17 protein-coding genes are annotated in these 19,377 nt (G+C 71.4%); 8 read left to right on the forward strand and 9 right to left on the reverse strand.

All coding sequences use genetic code 11. The features are described from left to right. The first annotated feature begins 28 nt into the window (after positions 1-28). Positions 29-1,279 (forward strand): NYN domain-containing protein, encoded by a 1,251-nt coding sequence (locus tag ACIBQ6_RS20035; RefSeq protein ID WP_397213524.1) that lies wholly within the window; start codon positions 29-31, stop codon positions 1,277-1,279. Between the two features lie 65 nt (positions 1,280-1,344). Here ACIBQ6_RS20035 and ACIBQ6_RS20040 read toward each other — a convergent pair whose 3' ends face one another. Next, positions 1,345-1,974, reverse strand: a complete 630-nt coding sequence (locus tag ACIBQ6_RS20040; RefSeq protein ID WP_358006940.1) for a response regulator — start codon at positions 1,972-1,974, stop codon at positions 1,345-1,347. A 3-nt stretch (positions 1,975-1,977) separates the two neighbouring features. Beyond that, on the reverse strand, positions 1,978-6,168 hold the full coding sequence (locus tag ACIBQ6_RS20045) for a HAMP domain-containing protein (RefSeq protein WP_358290600.1): 4,191 nt from the start codon (positions 6,166-6,168) through the stop codon (positions 1,978-1,980). Positions 6,169-6,630: 462 nt separating this feature from the next. Here ACIBQ6_RS20045 and ACIBQ6_RS20050 point away from each other — a divergent pair, with 462 nt between their 5' ends. Continuing rightward, positions 6,631-7,833, forward strand: coding sequence for a GAF domain-containing SpoIIE family protein phosphatase (locus tag ACIBQ6_RS20050; protein ID WP_358290597.1), 1,203 nt, complete (start codon positions 6,631-6,633; stop codon positions 7,831-7,833). Between the two features lie 49 nt (positions 7,834-7,882). Here ACIBQ6_RS20050 and ACIBQ6_RS20055 read toward each other — a convergent pair whose 3' ends face one another. The 3 genes from ACIBQ6_RS20055 to rho all read right to left on the reverse strand — a co-directional run bounded on the left by ACIBQ6_RS20055 (position 7,883) and on the right by rho (position 11,938). Next, positions 7,883-9,649, reverse strand: coding sequence for a S9 family peptidase (locus tag ACIBQ6_RS20055; RefSeq protein WP_397213526.1), 1,767 nt, complete (start codon positions 9,647-9,649; stop codon positions 7,883-7,885). Positions 9,650-9,794: 145 nt separating this feature from the next. Continuing rightward, positions 9,795-10,805: a putative RNA methyltransferase gene (locus ACIBQ6_RS20060; RefSeq protein ID WP_397213528.1), complete on the reverse strand. Its 1,011-nt coding sequence runs from the start codon at positions 10,803-10,805 to the stop codon at positions 9,795-9,797. Between the two features lie 20 nt (positions 10,806-10,825). Next, positions 10,826-11,938, reverse strand: coding sequence for a transcription termination factor Rho (gene rho, locus ACIBQ6_RS20065; protein ID WP_397213530.1), 1,113 nt, complete (start codon positions 11,936-11,938; stop codon positions 10,826-10,828). Between the two features lie 390 nt (positions 11,939-12,328). Here rho and ACIBQ6_RS20070 point away from each other — a divergent pair, with 390 nt between their 5' ends. Genes ACIBQ6_RS20070 through ACIBQ6_RS20085 form a run of 4 tightly spaced genes read left to right on the forward strand, consistent with a single transcriptional unit; the run spans position 12,329 to position 14,289 of the window. Further along, on the forward strand, positions 12,329-12,469 hold the full coding sequence (locus ACIBQ6_RS20070) for a hypothetical protein (RefSeq protein WP_352321299.1): 141 nt from the start codon (positions 12,329-12,331) through the stop codon (positions 12,467-12,469). Between the two features lie 10 nt (positions 12,470-12,479). Continuing rightward, a complete protein-coding gene (locus tag ACIBQ6_RS20075) occupies positions 12,480-13,217 on the forward strand; it encodes an MBL fold metallo-hydrolase (RefSeq protein ID WP_358290585.1) in 738 nt (245 codons plus the stop codon). A 24-nt stretch (positions 13,218-13,241) separates the two neighbouring features. Continuing rightward, entirely contained in the window at positions 13,242-14,108 is an 867-nt protein-coding gene (locus ACIBQ6_RS20080) for a TolB family protein (protein ID WP_397213533.1), read from the forward strand. 10 nt (positions 14,109-14,118) lie between these two features. Continuing rightward, positions 14,119-14,289, forward strand: a complete 171-nt coding sequence (locus ACIBQ6_RS20085; RefSeq protein ID WP_397213535.1) for a hypothetical protein — start codon at positions 14,119-14,121, stop codon at positions 14,287-14,289. Here ACIBQ6_RS20085 and ACIBQ6_RS20090 read toward each other — a convergent pair. Then, complete coding sequence (locus ACIBQ6_RS20090) at positions 14,248-16,149, reverse strand: nitrate- and nitrite sensing domain-containing protein (RefSeq protein ID WP_397213537.1); 1,902 nt, start codon at positions 16,147-16,149, stop codon at positions 14,248-14,250. The genes ACIBQ6_RS20085 and ACIBQ6_RS20090 overlap by 42 nt on opposite strands. A 62-nt stretch (positions 16,150-16,211) precedes the next feature. On the opposite strand from ACIBQ6_RS20090, the gene ACIBQ6_RS20095 reads away from it, so the two are divergent. Next, positions 16,212-16,625, forward strand: a complete 414-nt coding sequence (locus tag ACIBQ6_RS20095) for a hypothetical protein (protein WP_358290573.1) — start codon at positions 16,212-16,214, stop codon at positions 16,623-16,625. A 2-nt stretch (positions 16,626-16,627) separates the two neighbouring features. Here ACIBQ6_RS20095 and ACIBQ6_RS20100 read toward each other — a convergent pair whose 3' ends face one another. Then, positions 16,628-17,080: a hypothetical protein gene (locus ACIBQ6_RS20100; RefSeq protein WP_397213539.1), complete on the reverse strand. Its 453-nt coding sequence runs from the start codon at positions 17,078-17,080 to the stop codon at positions 16,628-16,630. Between the two features lie 74 nt (positions 17,081-17,154). On the opposite strand from ACIBQ6_RS20100, the gene ACIBQ6_RS20105 reads away from it, so the two are divergent. Continuing rightward, the gene (locus ACIBQ6_RS20105) at positions 17,155-17,682 is read left to right on the forward strand and encodes a DUF6886 family protein (protein ID WP_397213541.1); all 528 of its coding nucleotides are present in this window, start codon (positions 17,155-17,157) and stop codon (positions 17,680-17,682) included. Here ACIBQ6_RS20105 and ACIBQ6_RS20110 read toward each other — a convergent pair. Next, positions 17,657-18,619: a ketopantoate reductase family protein gene (locus ACIBQ6_RS20110; RefSeq protein WP_397213543.1), complete on the reverse strand. Its 963-nt coding sequence runs from the start codon at positions 18,617-18,619 to the stop codon at positions 17,657-17,659. The genes ACIBQ6_RS20105 and ACIBQ6_RS20110 overlap by 26 nt on opposite strands. Before the next feature lie 19 nt (positions 18,620-18,638). Then, complete coding sequence (locus ACIBQ6_RS20115; RefSeq protein WP_352321313.1) at positions 18,639-19,367, reverse strand: glycosyltransferase family 2 protein; 729 nt, start codon at positions 19,365-19,367, stop codon at positions 18,639-18,641. Positions 19,368-19,377: the final 10 nt, after the last annotated feature.

The raw sequence follows: 19,377 nt of genomic DNA on the forward strand, positions 1-19,377 counted from the left end.
TCGGACCACCAGGAAAGGGGCGGTGTCAGTGGATCGCTGTGCGCTGTTCGTGGACGCCGGCTATCTGCTGGCAGACGGAGCGATGGCCGTGCACGGCACTCGCCATCGAGAGGCCGTCGCCTGGGACTATCCCGGGCTCCTCCAGCTGATGACCAACCTGTCGCGCGAACGCACGGGCCTGCCGCTGCTGCGGTGCTACTGGTATGAGGCGACCGTCGAGGGCCGCCGCACCCCGGAGCACGACGCGCTGGCCGACATCCCGGGCCTCAAGCTCAGGCTCTCGCGCATCCGGCCGGGCCGCCGCGAAGGCGTCGACGCCCAGGTCCATCGCGACCTCATGACCCTCGCCCGCAACAACGCCATCTGCGACGCCGTCGTCGTCAGCGGCGACGAAGACCTCGCCCAGGTCGTGTGCGACGCCCAGGACCTCGGCATCAGGGTCACCGTCATCCACATCGCCGCCGACGGCGGGTGGGCCGTGTCCCGGTCGCTGCGGCAGGAGTGCGACGACCTGGTCGAGCTGGGCAACGCCCACCTGCGGCCCTACGTCACGATGGTGAGCGGTGTCACCGAGTCCTCCAACGGCCACCACCAGCCGCTCAGCAACGGGCACGCCGCCCCCTCGCTGCCGCCCGCGCCGCCGGCCGCGCCCCCGGTGACCCCGACGGCCTCGCTGCCGCCGGCGCCGTCCGCGGGCAGCCACGCGGCCGGGCAGCACTCCGGGAGCCACGCGGCCCCCTCCTCCGGCCAGTCGTCCGCCAACGGGCAGGCGTCCTCGGGCGGGCGGTCGGCCACGCCGCCGGTGCTGCCGTCGTACTCGGGGTACCAGGAGCAGCCGCCGTCGATCCCGCCGTCCGTGCCGCCGTCCGCGCCGGCGACCGGGCCGCTGCAGCAGCCGCAGTCCGCCTCGCCCAGCACCGGGCAGTTCGCCACGCCGTCCTCGGGGGGCGCCTACCAGCCGGCGCAGCTCGGGCCGTACACCGGGCCGCAGGCCGCGCCCGTCTCCCCGCCGCCCGCCGCCACCGCCGGGGCCACCACGCTGGCCGACGCCGTGAAGGCCGCCCATCGCGAAGGGCACGACTTCGGCGAGTCCGTCGCCCGCGACGCGCCCGCGCTGTGGCTGGAGGCGGTGCTGGCCCGCAAGCCGCGCATGCCCTCCGACCTGGAGGCCCGCCTGCTGCAGGGCTCCTCGCTGCCGATCGACTTCCTGCTGCACGACGAGGTCCGCCACGCCCTGCGCCGCGGCTTCTGGGACGCCCTCGAACGCGCCCGCCACTGACCCACCCGTGCACGGCAAGCCGGACGCCCGGGCGCCATGAGCGGCGGCCCGGGCGTCGGACGAGATCAGGAGAGCGCGTCGAACCCGGCGCGCAGGTGGGCGACCCGATCGCCCAGGTCGGCCAGCGGCACGGCGAGCGCCGGATCCTGCGACTTGCGGGCCAGTTCCCGCGCCCGGGCCAGCTCGTCCTCCACCGCCGTCAGCCGCCGGGACAACTCCGGCAGGACCGAGGCGTGGTCACCCGCTCCGGGCGGCAGCTCGCCGGTCAGCCGCTCGCGGAGCAACGACGCCTGCTCGGCCAGGCGCTTGTTCATGTTGTAGAGCTCGGTGAACACCGACACCTTCGCCCGCAGCACCCAGGGGTCGAACGGCTTGGTGAGATAGTCGACCGCCCCCGCCGCGTATCCGCGGAAGGCGTAGTCGGGGGCGCTGTCGACCACGGTCAGGAAGATGATCGGGATGTTCCTGGTCCGCTCCCGCCGCTTGATGTGGGCGGCCGTCTCGAAGCCGTCCATGCCCGGCATCCGGACATCGAGCAGGATCAGCGCGAACTCGGTGTTGAGCAGCGCCTTGAGCGCCTCCTCGCCGGACCTGGCGCGTACGGGCACCAGGTCGAGCGAACTGAGGATCGCCTCCAGGGCGATCAGGTTCTCCTCGCGGTCGTCGACCAGGAGGATCTTTGCACGGTCCGGCATCGATCACGACCCTTCAGCGGTTGAGGGCGACGAGTCGGTCGTGGCTCCCCGCCCACGGCTGAGCCAGCCGCGCAGCCGTTCGAGCAGGCGATCGACGTCGACCGGCTTGGGCACGTAGTCGGACGCGCCCGAGGCGATGCTCTTCTCGCGATCACCACGCATGACCTTAGCGGTCAGCGCGATGATCGGCAGGTCGGCGAACTGCGGCATGCGCCGGATGGCCGAGGTCGTGGCCCAGCCGTCCATCTCCGGCATCATGATGTCCATCAGCACGAGCGCGACGTCCTCGTTCCGTTCCAGCTGCTCGATCCCCTCGCGGCCGTTCTCGGCGTAGACGACCGTCGATCCGTGTCGTTCCAGCACGCTGGTGAGGGCGAACACGTTGCGGATGTCGTCGTCGACGATGAGGATCTTGGCGCCGTTGAGCGGGTCGTCGCCCTGCCACTGGGCGGGCGTCTCCACCGGCGGCTCGACCAGCTCGGGCATCGGCATGTCCAGCGGCGGCGGCTCGGGCAGGGTCGCGGCGGCGGCCTGCTCCTCGGCGGGCGAGGTCATGAGCTGCCGGCGCGGGGCCGTGCTGCCGTCGGTGGCGGCCAGCGGGCCGGTGTAGGAGGCCGGCAGGTAGAGGGTGAACGTGCTGCCCCTGCCCAGCTCGCTCTCGACGTGGATCTCGCCGCCGAGCAGCCGGGCGATGTCACGGCAGATGGCCAGGCCGAGGCCGGTGCCGCCGTACTTGCGGCTGGTGGTGCCGTCGGCCTGCCGGAACGCCTCGAAGATGACCTCGCGCTTGTCGGGCGCGATGCCGATGCCGGTGTCGATCACCTGGAAGGCCAGCAGGTCGGTGGCGTCGTGGAGGGTGTCGTCGTCGAAGTCGACCCCTCGGGGGGCCGCCGCGACCCGCAACTTGACCTCGCCCTTCGGGGTGAACTTCACCGCGTTGGACAGCAGGTTGCGCAGCACCTGCTGCAGGCGCTGCTCGTCGGCCCGCAGCTCGCTCGGCACGTCGGAGGCCACCTCGACGCCGAACGACAACCCCTTGTCCTGGGCCAGCGGCGCGAAGGCCGCCTCCAGCAGGTCGACCATCTTGGGCAGCGACACCTGGATCGGATGGATGTCCATCCGGCCCGCCTCGACCTTCGACAGGTCGAGCATGTCGTTGATGAGCTGCAGCAGCGCCGAGCCCGCGCTGTGGATCGTGCGGGCGAACTCGACCTGCTGGGACGTCAGGTTGCCCTCGGCGTTCTCGGTCAGCAGCTTGGCCAGCACCAGCAGGCTGTTGAGCGGCGTGCGCAGCTCGTGGGACATGTTCGCGAGGAACTCGGACTTGTACCGCGAGGAGACCGCGAGCTGCTCGGCGCGCTCCTCCAGGGTGCGGCGGGCCTGCTCGATCTGGAAGTTCTGGATCTCGATCGCGCGGTTCTGCTTGGCCAGCAGCGCCGCCTTGTCCTCCAGCTCGGCGTTGGACCTGCGCAGCTCCTCCTGCTGCCGCTGGAGCTCGTCGGAGCGCTCTTGCAGCTCCCGGGTGAGCCGCTGGGACTCGGTCAGCAGGTCCTCGGTGCGGGAGTTGGCGATGATCGTGTTCATCGTGACGCCGATGGTCTCGACGAGCTGCGTCAGGAAGTCGAGGTGCACCTCGCCGAACGGGGTGAAGGAGGCCAGCTCCAGCACGCCGAGCACGCGGTTCTCGAACAGGATCGGCAGCACGACGATCTGCGCGGGCGTGGACTGGCTGAGCCCGCTGTCGATGGTGATGAACTGCGGCGGCACGTCGTCGAGGATGATGTGCCTGCCCTCGGCCGCCGCCTGGCCGACGATGCCCTCGCCGATCGCGAAGCGCCGGCGCGGCCCCCGGTCGGGACGCACGCCGTAGCCGCCGATCAGCGTCAGCTCGTGGTCGCCCTCGGGGTCGATGCCGTAGAAGGCGCCGTAGCGGGCCGAGACCAGCGGAGTGAGCTCGCTCATCGTCAGCTTGGCCACCTCGAACAGGTCGCGGTGGCCCTGCATGAGCCGGGAGATGCGGGCCAGGTTGGACTTGAGCCAGTCCTGTTCCTGGTTGGCCTGGGTCGTCTCGCGGAGGTTGGCCACCATCGAGTTGATGTTGTCCTTCAGCTCCGCCAGCTCGCCCTGCGCCTCGACGGCGATCGACCGGGTCAGGTCGCCCCGGGCCACGGCGCTGGTGACGGTCGCGATGGCGCGCACCTGCGTGGTCAGGTTGCCGGCCAGCTCGTTGACGCTCTCGGTGAGCCGCTTCCAGGTGCCCTCGACGCCCTCGACCCGGGCCTGGCCACCGAGCTGGCCCTCCGAGCCCACCTCGCGGGCCACGCGGGTGACCTCGGAGGCGAAGGAGGACAGCTGGTCGACCATCCGGTTGATGGTGGTCTTCAGCGCCAGGATCTCGCCCTGGGCGTCGACGTCGATCTTGCGGGTCAGGTCGCCGTTGGCCACGGCCGTGGTGACCTCGGCGATGTTGCGCACCTGATAGGTCAGGTTGTTCGCCATGAAGTTGACGTTGTCGGTGAGGTCCTTCCACACGCCCGACACGCCCTGCACCCGCGCCTGGCCGCCGAGCTGCCCCTGCGTGCCCACCTCGCGGGCCACGCGGGTGACCTCGTCGGCGAAGGACGACAGCTGGTCGACCATCGTGTTGAGGGTGTCCTTGAGCTGCAGGATCTCGCCCTGCGCGTCAACGGTGATCTTCTTCGACAGGTTGCCCTGCGCCACCGCGGACGAGACGGCCGCGATCTGGCGCACCTGCGAGGTGAGGTTGTTGGCCATCGAGTTGACGTTGTCGGTGAGGTCCTTCCAGACCCCGGACACGCCGCGCACCTGCGCCTGGCCGCCCAGCTGGCCCTCGGTGCCCACCTCGCGGGCCACGCGGGTGACCTCGGAGGCGAACGAGGACAGCTGCTCGACCATCGTGTTCATGGTCGACTTGAGTTCGAGGATCTCGCCCTGGGCGTCGACGTCGATCTTGCGGGTGAGGTCGCCGTTGGCCACGGCCGTGGTCACCTGGGCGATGTTGCGCACCTGGTAGGTCAGGTTGTTGGCCATCGAGTTGACGTTGTCGGTGAGGTCCTTCCAGACGCCCGACACGCCCTTCACCTCGGCGCGCCCGCCGAGCTTGCCCTCGGTGCCGACCTCGCGGGCGACTCGGGTGACCTCGTCGGCGAAGGACGACAGCTGGTCGACCATGGTGTTGAGGGTGTCCTTGAGCTGCAGGATCTCGCCCTCGGCGTCAACGGTGATCTTCTTCGACAGATTGCCCTGGGCGACCGCCGTCGCGACGGTGGCGATCGAGCGCACCTGCGAGGTCAGGTTGTTGGCCATGAAGTTGACGTTGTCGGTGAGGTCCTTCCAGACGCCCGACACGCCGGTGACCTGCGCCTGGCCGCCCAGCTGGCCTTCCGTGCCCACCTCGCGGGCCACGCGGGTGACCTCCTCGGCGAAGCCCGAGAGCTGGTCGACCATCGTGTTGACGGTGTTCTTCAGCTCGAACATCTCGCCCACGGCGTCGACCGTGACCTTGCGGCTCAGGTCGCCCTTGGCGACCGCCGTGGTGACCACGGCGATGTCGCGGACCTGCGCGGCCACGCGCGAGGACATCGTGTTGACGGCCTCGGTGAGGTCGCGCCAGCTTCCCGACATGCCCCGCAGGTTGGCGCTGCCGCCCAGCCGGCCCTCGGTGCCCGCCTCGCGGGCGACCCTGGTGACCTCGGAGTTGAACAGGGCGAGCTGGTCGACCATGCCGTTGATGGCCTTGCCCAGGCGGCGCACCTCGCCGCGGGCCGACCGGTCGAGGTCGATGCGCCGCGACAGGTCGCCCTTGGCCACCGCGTCGATCACGTCGGCCGCGCCGCTGACCGGGCTGACCAGGGCGTCGATCAGCATGTTGACCGACTCGACGCTCTCGGACCACGCCCCGACGCCCGGGCCGGGCGTCAGCCGCTCGCCGAAGCGCCCTTCCTTGACGACTTCTTTGCGAACCCTTGCCAGCTCGTTGGCGAGATGTTCGCGGCGGTCGGCCACTTCGTTCAGCAGCAGGCGCACTTCGCTGAGGATGCCGGGAGGAGCGTGCGGGACCCGACGCCGGAAATCGCCGTCACGCCAGGAGAAGAGAGTCTCCAGCACGGGAACGAGATCCGATTCTGTATAGGTCCGCTCCTCCGGGCTTGATGCGGCCTTGGCCGTGGTCATGGGGCCTCCTTCACTCGCGACGGGTCCCGGCGAGTGATTCAAGTCTGTCACGATGAGTAGCTCGTAGTCCTGCCCTTGGATTTACCCCAAGTCAGTGAGAAGTGTGGTAGGCACGATGGGATGACTGGTTCTCCCCACGCGGTCCTGGCCGCGACCTTCGCGCCTGGCGATTCCGCTGTGACGGCTGCGATGAGGTTCACGCGCGAGGTGATGACCGCGTGGGCCACCGTCAGCGTGCTCCATACCGCCGAGCAGGTGGCCGGCGATCTGGCGGAGCAGGTCTCTGACGAGCCGTTTGAGGTGATTTGGAAGCATTACGGGGACTCAGTCCAGGTCGAACTGCGGCAGCGGATCACCGCGCACGGTGACCCGAAGGCTCCTTCCGTGAACGTGGAGGAGTGGGGAGTCACCTTCGCGGGCGATTCCCGTGTCCATTGGGCAAGGCTCACGCTACCCGGCTCCGTGGACCAGGTGGCCGCCGAATGGGCGGAGGAGAGCGCTCGGGGCCCCCACTGGCTCGGCTTCCTGGCCGACGCCAGCGACCTGCTGGCCGGCACCCTCGACCCCGACATGGTCCCGGCGATCATCGCCCAGATCGTCGTGCCCCGCCTGTCGAGCTGGTGCGCGGTCTACACCGCCGGCAACTCGGGCGGCCCGCTGCGGCTGGTCTACCTCTGGCACGCCGACGAGGCCCGCATCGACGGCCTGCGCGAGCAGCTCACGGACATGGACGTCGGCGCGGCCGACACCAGGGCCACGTCCGTCATCCACCTGAACGACTCCCAGGTGCTGGCCGTGCCGCTCACCGCGCGCGGCCGCGGGCTCGGGATGATGTGCCTGGGCCGGTCCGACCGCTTCCCCGACGAGGTCATCCAGTTCGCCGACGACATCGGCAGGCGCGCCGCGCTGGCCATGGACAACGCCCGGCTCTACGCCCAGCAGGCCGCGGCCAACCGGGCGCTGCAGCGCAGCCTCCTGCCGCCCAACGAGCCCGAGGTGCCCGGTCTCGACTACGGCGTCATCTACGAGCCCGCCGGCGAGGCCAACGAGGTCGGCGGCGACTTCTACGACCTGTTCAAGGCGGGCGACGACTCCTGGCGCTTCGCGATCGGCGACGTCTGCGGCACCGGCCCCGAGGCCGCCGCGGTGACCGGCCTGGCCCGCCACACGCTGCGCCTGCTGGCCCGCGAGGGCTACGGCGTCGCCGCGGTGCTCGGCCGGCTCAACCAGGCGATCCTGGAGGAGGGCGAGCGGGCCAGGTTCCTCACGCTGCTCCACGGCGACATCACGCCCGTGGCGTCCGGCCTGGAGGTGCGGCTGGTGTCCGCCGGCCATCCCGAGGCGCTGCGGCTCAGGCCGAGCGGCAAGGTGGAGGCGGTGACCACGCCGCAGTCGCTGCTCGGCGTCTTCCACGAGGTCGTGTTCGAGGCCGACACCATCCATCTCGACCACGGCGACGTGCTGCTGGCGGTGACCGACGGCGTGACCGAGCGGCGCTCGGGCGGGCGGCTGCTCGACGACGACGGCGGCCTGGCCAAGCTGCTGGCCGAGTGCGCCGGGCTGTCGGCCAGGGCGGTGGCCGAGCGCATCCGCAGGGGCGCGGCGGAGTTCGCCGCCGAGCCGAGCGCCGACGACCTCGCCATCGTGGTCCTGCGCGCGCGCTGACCGGCGTGGGAACGCCCCGCAGGAGCGCTCCCACGACGTGCGTGAGAGGTCAGCCGACGTGCACGTGCTTGCGGGCGAACTCCAGTTGCAGGGCCGTCTGCGCGATGCGTTCGGCGACCACGAGCGAGCCGCGGATGGCGCCGTAGGTGTAGAGCTCGTGCTCGCGGCCGTGCTCGGCGAGCTTGGCCACGTACTTCTCGATCTGGCGCAGCGGGCAGCGGGTGTCGTTCTCGCCGGCGAGGATCAGCAGCGGGCTCTTGATCTGGTCCACGTACGTGATCGGCGAGCAGAACGCGTACCGCTCGGGCTGCTCGTCGGGGGAGCCGCCGAGCAGGGCGCGCTGGTAGGCGCGCAGGCTCTCGGCCTCGTCCTCGTAGCAGGTCTGGTGGCAGGCGATGGGCACCGCGGCGATGCCCGCGGCCCACAGGCCGGGCTGGACGCCCAGGCCGAGCAGCGAGAGGTAACCGCCCCAGGCGGTGCCGGCCAGGATCAGCCGGGCGGGGTCGATCGTGCCCCGGTCCACCAGCGCCTGACGCACGGCGGCGATGTCGGCCAGCTCGATGTGCCCGACGTCGCCGTGCAGCGCGTCCCGCCAGGCGGAGCCGTAGCCGGTCGAGCCGCGGTAGTTGACGCGGACGACGGCGAAGCCCGCGTCGACCCAGGCCGCGACCTCGGGGGAGAAGGCGTCGCGGTCGTGGTCGGTCGGGCCGCCGTGCATGAGGAAGACCGCCGGGTGGGGCGCCGCGCCGGTCTCGGGCTTGGACACCAGCGCGTGGATGCGCCCGCCGGGCCCTTCGACGTCGAGGTCCTCGACGGGGACGCTCGGCGGCGCCGGCGGGCCGCCCGCGTTGAGCACGACCTGGCCGTTGCTCGACCGGATGACCGGCGGGCGCGAGCCGCTGGACCAGGAGTACTCGATGTGGCCGCCGGGCCGCGGCGCGGCCTCGTCGATCACGCCGTGCGGCGTGTCGATGAGGGTCAGGACGCCGCCCGCCAGGTCGTAGCGGTGCAGGTAGCTGCGGGCGCGGTGGTCGCGCACGATCAGCAGGCCGCGGCCGTCGTCGAACCACTCGGCGGCCAGGTCGCCGGGGTCCTTCAGCCAGATCTCGCGCTGCTCGTCGGTGACCGGGTCCCAGACCAGGGGCTCGTGGCGCTGGCGGCGCTCGTGCAGGGTCAGCAGGCGGCGGTCGCCGAGCACCGGGGCGAAGCGGAGGCCGTGCACGCCCTTGTCGGGGCCGTCGTAGAGCTCGCCGACGGTCTCGCCGTGCTGGTCGACGACGCGCAGCGCCGGACGCCGGAAGTCGCCGTACTCGCCGTGGTTGATGGCGATGAGGGAGCCGTCGAGGGACATGTCGGTCACCCAGGCGGCCTCGGCGTGCTCGTACAGCAGTTCGGCCGGCGCGCCGGGGCGTACCAGGTGGATCCGGAACGTGCCCTCGCTGGCCAGGCTGATGGCGGCCAGGCCGGTGGCCGACAGCGCGATGCCGCCCGGCTGGCCCGGCGGCAGGCCGGGCGCGGCCGGCTCGCTCGGACCGCCCGCGAACGGCTGGCGCCACCAGGCGCCGAACTCGTCGCCGTCGGTGTCGGCGAACCAGTAGATCCACTGTCCCGCCGGGTCGATCGCCGCGTACGCGGTGCCCTTGGGCCGGTCGGTGACCTGGCGCACGGCGCCGGTCGCCCGGTCCCAGGCGTAGACCTCCCACGTCCCGGTGGCGTTGGAGCGGTAGATGGAGCGGTTCGGGGCCTGGCGGGCCCAGGCCGGCAGCGTCATGCGCGACGCGCGGAACCTGGCCTGCCAGCGTTCCTCCGCCTTCATCCGGCGCGCCCCCTCCCATCGATGGCCCACGCCCTCTGGGTGCGGGATGCCGTCCAGTATTGCGCCTGAGTCGGGGAAATACTCGGGGAATGTGGGGGAATTTCGGACTAAATGCCCCATCAGTAACACCAGTCGCAGATGCCCGTCAAGGAACAGGTCTTGAACGGGGCTCAGGCTCGAAGATAGACAGATGAAACGCGGCTCTGACCGTAACTTTCTTCTGGCCATTCTTGGCATGTCGGCTGAAATAACCGGATATGCGGGCGGCCAGCTCGGCGGAATCAGTGTGCCACGCGCTCGGGCCCATTCCCACGACCTGGACCAGCTCGTCCGGTCCGAGCTCCATGTCGAACTCGATCGCGCGCCGTCCGGTCATGGTGAACCCCTGCATGCTGCGGGCGACCCGGAGATCCTTCTCCTCGTCCACCGAGAGCAGCCCCAGCTCCCCGACCAGCGGGCTCAGGTGCGCCGCCGCGGGGGTCGCGACGACCGCGGCCCCTCCAGGGCGCAGGATCCGCCGGAACTCGGGCCCGTTCCTGGGCGCGAACACATCGATCACCACATCGGCCACCCCATGCCGGATCGGGAGCGGCCGCCACACGTCCGCCACGAACGCCCCCAGCCTCGGATGCGCCCGCGCCGCCCGCCGTACGGCGTGCTTGGAGACGTCGAACGCCATCCCGATGCCATCGTCCACCGCATTGAGCACGGCCGCCAGGTAGTGCCCGGTGCCCGTGCCGGCGTCGACGATCAGCGGTGCGACCCTGCCCGCCGCGCCGAGACCTTCGACGGTCACCGGCCCACCGTGCGGACCGGCCTCCACTCCCGCCCCACCGTACGCTCCCGGCCCGGTTTCGTCATTCGATTCAGTAGAAGATTCACGTTTTTCTCCGGCCGCCACCCGTACGCGTACGGTTTCCGCCAGCGCCTGCGCCAGCGGGGCATAGTGCCCGGCCGCCAGGAACTCGGCCCGCGCGGCCACCATCGCGGCGCTGTCGGCGGTGCCGGGCGGGCGTGACCCGGTGAGCAGGCTGACGTACCCCTGCTTGGCCACGTCGAAGGAGTGCCCGCGCGCGCACCGCAGTGCGCCGTCGGCGAGCTCCACGTCCGCGTGGCAGACGGGGCAGATCAGGTGTTCGACGATGTCGGCCAGCATGCGCCCATTCTCCAGCGGCCTCACGCCGCCGCGCGCAGCGCCTCCAGCAGGAACGCGGCGTTGGACGGCGTCGCGCGCAGCTTGCCGACGAGCGTCTCCAGGGCCTGCTGCCGGTCCAGCCCGGCCAGCGTGCGGCGCAGCCGCCAGATCACCTGCCGCTCCTGCGGGTGCAGCAGCATCTCCTCGCGCCTGGTGCCGGAGGCCTCCAGGTCGACCGCCGGGAACAGGCGTCGCTCGGCCAGGTCGCGGGCGAGGTGGAGCTCCATGTTGCCGGTGCCCTTGAACTCCTCGTACAGGCTGTTGTCCATGCGGGAGCCGGTGTCCACGAGGGCGCTGGCGAGGATGGTCAGCGAGCCGCCGCCCTCGACGTTGCGGGCCGCGCCGAAGAAGCGTTTGGGCGGGTAGAGGGCGCGGGCGTCGATGCCGCCGGTGAGCACCCGGCCGCCGCCGGGCGCGAGGTTGTTGTAGGCCCGGCCGAGCCGGGTCAGCGAGTCGAGCAGCAGCACGACGTCGCGGCCGCCCTCCACCAGGCGCTTGGCGCGTTCGAGGGCCAGCTCCGCGACGGCGGCGTGGTCGCGGTCGGGATGGTCGAAGGTGGAGGCGAAGATCTCCCCCTGGACGGAGGCCCGCATCTCGGTCACCTCCTCGGGCCGCTCGCCCACGAGCACGACCATGAGGTGCACCTCGGGATGGTTGCGGGTGACCGCGGCGGCCAGCGCCTGCAGCACCATCGTCTTGCCGGCCTTGGGCGGCGCCACGATGAGACCGCGCTGTCCCTTGCCGATGGGCGCGACCAGGTCGATGACCCGGGTGCTGAGCGACCCGGTCTCGATGACCAGCCGCTCGTCCGGGTGGACGGGCGTCAGCTCCTCGAAACGCGGCCGGTCCCGCCACTCGGCCAGGCCGTTGACGGACTGGACGCCGGCCAGCTTGTTCCCGGCCACGGTGGCCACGACGCGGTCGCCGCGCCGCAGCCCGAGCTGCCTGACCCGCTCGGGCGGCACGCGTACGTCGCCCGGCCCGGGAAGGTGTTCCGCGCGGATGAAGGCGGACTTCTCCTGTACGTCGAGGAGGCCGCTCACCTGCCCTGCGGGCGTTTCCGCGCGCTGTTGCGGAATGGTGTGAACAGACATGATGAGCCCCTTTGGGGGAGATGCGCCGACCGGAGATCGGCGAGTGCGATGAAGAAGCCGGGCCCGGAGAAACCTGGGCGGGGCTGGAGCAGAACCAGCGGAGCGGAAGCTCAACGCTTGTGGGGAAGATACCACACGTTCCGCCCCATCAAACGCCTAGCCCTCTTGGACTATTCCCGGACGGTTCTGGTGTGTTCTGCCGCGTGTCCCGGCCCGTACGCGTGACAATGTTCTTCATCGCACCACGCCGTGAGGAAGACGCCCGGCCGGCGGTGCGACGAAGGCACACAAACCCCCATCAGCGCAGCGGCACCGTGTCAAGTGACATGCAGGACCCCTGCAACTCGGCGGGGGTTCCATGGACACATCCGAGCTCCTTGGGGGAACACCATGAACACCGTCCACTGCCCGCAGTGCCAGCACACGCTCGACGAGGGCCCGATCATGTACCGGTGCGCCCACTGCTGCCGCGCGGTCTACGCCGCCGACCTGGAGAACGAGTACGTTCCGCGGCAGCCCGTCGCCGCCTAACCTAGGCGGGATGAAGCACAGCCCCATCACCGTCTCCGGCGTCGAGGTGACGCCGCTCTGCGACGCGGTGGGCCCGATGGGCCCCGCGATCCGCCTCCCGCTCGCCGAGATGTTCCCCGGATCCGGTCCGGCGGACGATCCGTGGGTCCTGCACTTCCACTGCTACCTGCTGCGCGACGGCGCAGGCCGCCTCACCCTCGTCGACACCGGCATCGGCGGGGAGGACTCCCCGGCGGCCGGCTGGGCGCCCGTGCCCGGCGTCCTGACGGACGAGCTGGCGGCGGTGGGCGTCGCGCCCGCCGACATCGGCACCGTCGTCCTCACCCACCTGCACAGCGACCACGCGAGCGGCGCGGTCACAGGCGGCCGGCCGGTGTTCGAGAACGCGCGCCACGTGCTCCAGCGGGCCGAGGTGGACGCGGCCTCCGGAGCCATGTCCGACCTGCTGACCTCGCTCAAGGACCAGCTCCACGTGGTCGAGGGGCAGGCCGAGATCGCGCCGGGCGTCCACGTCCAGCACACGCCCGGCCACACCCCCGGCCACCAGATCGCCAGGGTCGGCGACCTGGCCATCACCGGAGATCTCGTGCTCCACCCGGTGCAACTGGCCGACCCGGGCATCCACTACGTCTACGACGACGACCAGGAGACGGCCGCGCGCACGCGCACCGAGGTCCTGGCGGCGTTGCGGGCCGAGCGGGCGACGATCGCCACCGCGCACTTCAGCGAGCCGTTCATGCGTCTTTGATCCGTTACGGCACCATTGGCTGTCATGAAGATTCGTGTTGTGGCCGGGATCGCCCTCGGCGTTGCGCTGCTGGCCCCCGCCCCTGCGTCGGCGGCCACCGCGCCCGAGCTCTCGGGCGCCGCCGTCTACGCCGACGACGGCCACCGGCTCGCCCGCTACGAAGGCGGGGAGTGGAGCACCCTCGCCAAGATCGGCGCGCTGCCGCAGTTCGCCGTCTCGCCGGACGGCAGGAAGGCCGCCTGGGTGACCGACGGCGGCGACCTCCAGGTCAAGGACGGCGCCAGGACCGTCACCGCGGCCACGAAGCTCCAGGGCGGCACGCCGTGCCTGACCCCCGTCTGGTCGCCCGACTCGACGCAGGTCGCCTACGTCGGCAAGGGCGAGACCGTCATGGCGGTCAAGGCCGACGGCACCGGCAGGCGCAGGCTCGGCACGTCCAAGGGCGTGTGCCATCTGGCGTGGGCGGCGGGCGGCCGTTACCTCGCGGGCTACACCGGCGAGGCCGACGCCGTCTACCGGCTCGACGTCAGGACCGGGAAGGCCGCCAGGGCCAAGGGCGTCAAGCTCGTCACCCACGTGCAGAGCCTGTCGCCGAACGGCCGCAACGCGGTCGTCGCGGTCCCGGCCGATCCCGCCGCGCTCGGCGACGGGAGCTGGCCGGCGGCCTTCAAGCCCGCCGTGGTCGACCTGGTGACGGGCCGGAAGCTCACCCCGGCCGTCAAGGGCCGGCTGATCGGCGCGTTCTACCTGGCCGACGGGCGGCTCGTGGTCCGCGTGGCGGGCGGCGCGCACAACACGCTGGTCGTGCTGGACGCGGCGGGCAAGGAGAGCCAGCGGATCGAGGAACCGGCCAGGGCCAGGACCCAGGCGCTGCTGCAGGTGCTGCCGTAACGTCGGCCCGGTGAACGATTTCTGGTCCACCGTCAACCGGGCCGTCACCGGAGCCGCGGCCGCCCGCCTGTTGCCCGCTCACGGCCACCGGCGGCTGCTGGCGGCCGCGCGGGCGCGGGCCTCGGGCGGGACGGCCTACCTAGCTCCCGGCGAGGACCGGCTGGTCGGCCAGGAGGGCTGAGGGCAGGAAGACCATCGCGGTCAGGCCGCCGTAGGGCGAGGGCGCGAGGGTGACCTTGATGTCGTGCCGGGCGGCCAGCCGGCCGACCACGAACAGGCCCAGCCGGTCGCTCTGCGCCAGGTCGAACTCCGGCATCTTGGCCAGCCGGTCGTTGAGCTCGTCCAGCTCGACGCGGGGCAGGCCGAGGCCGCGGTCCTCGATCTCGATCATCAGGCCGTTCGGGGTGCTCGAACTGCGCACGTCCACCCTGGTCTGCGGGGGTGAGAAGAGGGTGGCGTTCTCGACCAGCTCGGCCAGCAGGTGGGCCACGTCCGTGACGGTCGCGCCGAGCAGCGCGGTCTGCGGCGGCGGAAGGATCTCGACGCGCTCGTACTCCTCGACCTCGGCGACGGCCGCGCGCAGCACGTCGAGGATGGCCACCGGGTTGCGCCAGCCGCGCCCGGGGGCCTGGTCGGACAGGATGATCAGGCTCTCCGCGTGCCTGCGCATGCGGGTGGTGAGGTGGTCCAGCTTGAACAGGTCGGACAGCAGGTCGGGCTCCTCGGTGGCCCGCTCCATGCTGTCGAGCTGGAGCAACTGGCGGTGCAGCAGCGACTGGTTGCGCCGGGCCAGGTTCACGAAGACCTGGCTGACGCCGTGCCGCAGCCTGGCCTGGTCGACGGCGGCCTCCACAGCCGTGGACTGCACGTGGTTGAAGGCCCGCACGATGTCGGCGACCTCGGAGGTCTCCGTCCTGACCTCCAGCGGCGCGACCTCGGCGGCCGTGGGCGGCCGGGTGTTCGTGCGCAGCCGCTCGATCAGCCCGGTCAGCCGCACCTCGGCCAGTTCGGTGGCCGCGTCGCGCAGCCCGGCCAGCTCGCGGACCAGCCGCCGGCGGAAGCGCAGCGACAGCAGGATCGAGGCGAGCACGGCGAGCAGGCCCACGCCGCCGGCCACGCCGATCTTGATCAGGATGCTCCCGGCGGCCGGCGTCACCCGGGCCACGATGCCCTCCACGGCCTGGCCCTGGTCGCGTTCGAGCACCGCCCACAGGTTCTGGCCGTCCACCTCCCAGGTGGCGGCGGTGGCGGGCAGGCCGTTCATCGCGGCCTGGCCCCGGATGGCGTCCTCGGCGTCGAGGAACTCCTTGTAGACGGGCGAGGTGGCCAGCTGCGCGTACGGGCCGCGCAGGCCGCCGTCCAGGTGCGAGAGCGCCTGTGAGTACAGCAGCCGCCGGGTCGCCACCATCCCGGTGAACGCCTCCCGCTCGACGGCCTCCACCCGCCCTCTGGCCAGCACCACGACGATCATCGCGCGCTCGCGCGAGACCAGGTCCTTGGCCTCGCCGAGCATGGTGACGGCCCGCGCCTGCCGGTACAGCGACATGTCGGGAACCAGCACCATCGCGTCGTACATGCGGAAGGAGGCGTCCACGATCTGGCTGTAGCCGTCGATCACGGCCAGCGGCGCGACCGTGTCGCCGTCCACCTCGGCGCGGATGCCGGACAGCAGGTCGAGCTTGGCGTTGAGGGCGTCGAGCTGCGTGCGCATCTCGGGCGACATCCCGCGCTGGTCCTTGGCCAGCTTGCGGAAGGCCGCCACGGCCCGGTCGGTCTGCCCGCGCTGCCTGGCCAGCTTGTCCGCGCCGCGGTGGGTGGCCAGGAACTCGACCGAGGCCAGCCGCTCGTCCTGGAGCTCGGCGTTGATCCGCTCCGACGGCGTGGCCAGGTTGGAGGCCAGTTTGTTGATCTCCAGCAGGCGCAGGCCGTCGCCGCCGGTCAGGCCCGCCGCGAACGCCCACAGCCCGACCAGGGACAGCAGCGGCACGAGCAGGAGGATCAGGAGCTTCAGAGCAATGGGACGGCCACGCGTGGGGGGCATGCGACCTCCGGGTGCATGATGAGATCGCCTCGCAGATTACACCCCCCTTTGGAAGGATTTCTGTGCGTCTTCCGCGTTCCGCCGCCGGCTGGACCATCGGCGTCTTCGGCGTGCTCGCCTTCGCGCTCGGGCTCGTCGGGCTGCTGTCGCCGGACTCCCTGCTGGTCCTGCTGGGTTTCGAGGTGCTCGACGTACGCCCGTCCGGCGACTACACGCTGGTCTACATGGCGGCTTCGTCGATGGCGGCGGTGAACATGGGGGTCTATTACGTTTTCGCGGCATCCGCCGACTACACGCCGTTCTTCCGGTGGACCGTGCCGTTCCGGCTGGTGACGTTCGCGGTGTTCACGACGCTGGTGCTGACGGGGGCGGCGCCGGGCGAGTTCTTCGGCGTGGGGCTCTGGGAAGGCGTGGGAGCGCTGGTCACGGGGTTCGCGCTCGGGCGCGAGGGCAAGCTGCTGCCCTCGCGCCCATGAGCTCACGGCCTGGTGTCGTCGGGGCGGCCGCCGGCCACCAGCCGGTCGCCGTCCACCGGTTCGTGCGCGGCCCGCTCGCTCGCGACCCGTTCGTGCGCGACGCGGCCGTCCGTTCCGCCGCCGCCGCCGCCGTCGTGCGCGGCGCGGTTGCGGTCGCGTTCGAGCCGCCGTTCGAGGTCGCGCTTCTCGTCCTCCAGGCGGGAGACCCGGTCGGACGCCTCGGCGCGGACGGCCCGCAGCCTGCGGCGCTTCCTGGCGGTCCTGCGCGACCCGGCGCCGATCAGCCAGATCCCCGCCAGCAGGGCGGCCGCGACGACCGCTCCGGCGATGAACATCTGGACGTGGTCGAGCTGGTAGGTGTTGCCGAACAGGATGTACCTGGAGCTCTCCTCCGTCGCCACCAAGGCGACGGCGCCGCCGGCGAGCAGGACCAGGATCAGACCCAATAAGACCATCCGAACTCACCCCTTGTCGTCAGAGCGCGTTTCTTCTGCCCTGACGCAGACGGGGTATGCGCATGATGGCGGGTATGAGACCCGAGCCCGGCCAGGTGCTGCACTTCTCCGAGGACCCGACCATCGAGCGGTTCGTGCCCCAGGTCGCGGTGACGTCCTCGCTCGGCGAGCCGTACGTGTGGGCGGTCGGCCACGACCGCTGCCCCGACCACTGGTTTCCCCGCGCCTGCCCGCGGGCGATGGCCTGGCGCGGGCCGGACACCACCGACGAGGACGTGGCCAGGATCGCCGGCGCGGGCTGCGGCGACCGCGTGCACGCCGTCGAGTACGCCTGGCTCAAGGCCATCATGGACGTCCGCCTGTACGCCTACCGCCTGCCCGCGGCCGGGTTCGCGCCGATCGGCGACCCGCCGCACGCCGTGGTGTCGAGGGAGCCGGTCGTCCCGATCGGCCCGCCCGAGCCGGTGGGCGACCTGTTCGAGCTGCACGAGCAGGCCGGGATCCAGCTGCGCGTGCTGGACAACCTGTGGCCGTTCTGGCACGAGGTGACCGGCAGCAGCATGTGCTTCAGCGGGATCAGGCTGCGGAACGCGCGTCGATGAGCGCGGTCAGCTCGGCCACCGGCATCGAGGCGGGCGGCAGCTTCTCGCGGGCGACCCGGTTGGCCTCGCGGCGCAGCACTTCGTTGACCGGCGTGGGCAGGCCGTGCTCGCGGCCGAGCAGGACGATCTCGCCGTTGAGGTAGTCGGCCTCGATCGAGCCGCTGCCCCTGGCCAGGCTCTGCCAGGACGATCCGCCGCCACGCCGGACGCCTTCGATCGGCACGACGTCCACCTGGTGGCCGCGGACCCGGCGCTCGTCCTCGGCGGTGGAGTAGGGGATGCCCGCGTGCTCGAACACGCTGACGGCCTCGGCGCGGGCCCGGTCGGCGAGGTCGGCCATGCCGTCGGCGTGCCCGACGAGGGCTTCGACGGCGTTGCCGAGGTTGTTGAGCAGCTTGCCGTGCTTCCAGCGCATGACGTCGGGGGTGGCGCGGGCGAGCAGCCCGTGTTTGCCGAGGTCGTCGGCGATCTGCCCGGCGAGGTCGTCCACACCCCGGGGGTAGCGCCCGACGTGCAGCAGGCCCGAGTACGGCCGGCCGTAGGCGGCCACGACGCCGGGTTCGAGGTGCTGGGACGGCAGCCACACGCACATGCCGTAGACCCGCTCGGACCTGCGCAGGACGGTGCGCTCGTTGGCCACGCCGTTCTGCGCGCACACGACCGGCAGGTCCGTCGGCCAGGGATCGAGGGCGGCCAGGGTGTCCTGGGACTTGGTGGCCAGGATCAGCACGTCGTCGTCGCGGGTGGGGATCGGGCCGGAGGCCGCGGGGATGCGCAGGGTCTCGTCGGAATCGGGGGTGATCAGGCGGAGTCCGTCACGCTTGAGCGCCTCGTGGTGCGCGCCTCTCGCGACGAGCACGACCTCGTGCCCGCCCTGGTGGAGGCGGGCGCCGATGGTGCCGCCGACTGCTCCTGCTCCGATCACTATGTAGCGCATTGTCCGAGAATGTCACTTCCTACTTCGCGAGCGCCACCTCGGTCTGCGGCATCAGGGCGGTCCCGCGCGTACGCTCGCGCATGATCGTCTTCAGCACGCGCCAGCCGTCGCGCACCGCGTGCAGGTTGCTCGCGCCGTGGATCCGGGAGCGCTCGTGGCTGGGCACCTCGTGGATGACCAGGCCGGCCTGGGCGGCCCGGACGTTCATCAGGGTCTCGATCTCGAAGCCGTCGCAGTCGAGCTCCATGACGTCCAGGTGGTCACGCCAGAAGGCGTTGTAGCCGTAGCACAGGTCGGTGAAGCGGGTGCCGTACAGCATGTTGGTCAGGCCGGTGAGGAACTTGTTGCCCAGCGACCGGATGGGGCTGAGGTCGTCGGAGCCGCCGCCGGGGGCGTACCGGGAGCCCTTGGCGAAGTCGGCGCCGTCGATGAGGGTCTCGACGAACGAGCGGATCTCCTTGCCGTCGGTGGAACCGTCGGCGTCGATCATGACGATGATGTCGCCCCGGGCGGCCTGGAAGCCCTCGATGAGGGCGTTGCCCTTGCCGCGCCGGCTCTGCACGACGACCCGGAGGTCGGGGCGCAGCCTGCGCGCGACGGCGACGGTGTCGTCGGTCGAGTTGCCGTCGACCAGGATCACCTCGTCGATCCAGTCGGGCAGCGTGGCGAAGACGTGGGGAAGGTTCTCGGCTTCGTTCATCGCGGGGACGATGACACTGACACTGGCGGCGAAGGGCTGCTTGTTCATGGGTACAAGG

The sequence above is a fragment of the Nonomuraea sp. NPDC049655 genome (genome assembly GCF_044465465.1).
In the GTDB taxonomy this organism is placed as follows: domain Bacteria; phylum Actinomycetota; class Actinomycetes; order Streptosporangiales; family Streptosporangiaceae; genus Nonomuraea.